This is a genomic window from Halorubrum sp. AJ67, from assembly GCF_000513435.1.
This window is the reverse complement of record NZ_CBVY010000012.1, coordinates 86,893-87,573: the sequence shown is the minus strand read 5'-3', so window position 1 is coordinate 87,573 and position 681 is coordinate 86,893. Positions and strand designations below refer to the sequence as shown.

Sequence of the window (681 nt, the reverse complement as noted above, 5' to 3'; positions counted from 1 at the left end):
CGTTTCGGGCGTGCGCGAGAAGCGCACGCGAGGCGGTCGGATCGGCTTTGGGGCGGATTCGGGTCGGGTTCGCGTCGATACGGGGGCACGAATCTCACAAGATTTATAAGCCGTTGTGTTCGCATCCCTCCGCGAACCGGCGGCACGGCGTCCCTCGCGGTCGAATTCAGGAACTCTTATTAACCATCACCGGGTAGGCCCGATCGCATGGCAGACCTTATTGTCAAAGCGGCCGTCAAGGAAGCCCTGGACGACAAGAACGTCGCTTCGGACTTCTACGACGCGCTGGACGACGAAGTGGACGAGCTGCTCGAAGACGCCGCGCGCCGCGCCGAGGCCAACGACCGGAAGACGGTCCAGCCTCGCGACCTCTAAGACGGACGCGCTTTCCGTTCTTCATTTTTTGACGAGCGCCGACCGGCGAGCGACGCGTCCGTCGAGAGGGCGTCGAGCGGCGATCAGCGCTCCGTCAGTGATCCGGACGCGATCAGCTCCTCGCGACCCGAACGCTCGACTCGGTCCCGACGTGGACCTCGTCGGCGAGCCCGACGAAGAGCCCGTGTTCGACGACACCCGGCGTCGTCGAGAGGGTCGTCGACAGCGCGTCCGGGTCGTCGATCGCGCCGAACGAGGCGTCGAACACGAGGTTCCCGTTGTCCGTGACGACCGGACCGTCCTTCC

General features: G+C 65.2%; 2 protein-coding genes. One reads left to right on the top strand and one right to left on the bottom strand.

What is annotated here, in order from left to right; genetic code table 11:
- The first annotated feature begins 207 nt into the window (after nucleotides 1-207).
- Nucleotides 208-375, top strand: a complete 168-nt coding sequence (locus BN903_RS10705) for a DUF1931 family protein (protein WP_004047560.1) — start codon at nucleotides 208-210, stop codon at nucleotides 373-375.
- A gap of 112 nt (nucleotides 376-487) precedes the next feature.
- Here BN903_RS10705 and BN903_RS10700 read toward each other — a convergent pair.
- Nucleotides 488-681: ribose-5-phosphate isomerase A (locus tag BN903_RS10700; protein ID WP_048077717.1), on the bottom strand; the 194-nt coding region annotated here is incomplete at its 5' end.

Excerpts from the sequence above, each read along its gene's own strand:
- BN903_RS10705 (WP_004047560.1), top strand. The coding sequence starts at position 208 with ATGGCAGACCTTATTGTCAAAGCGGCCGTCAAGGAAGCCCTGGACGAC.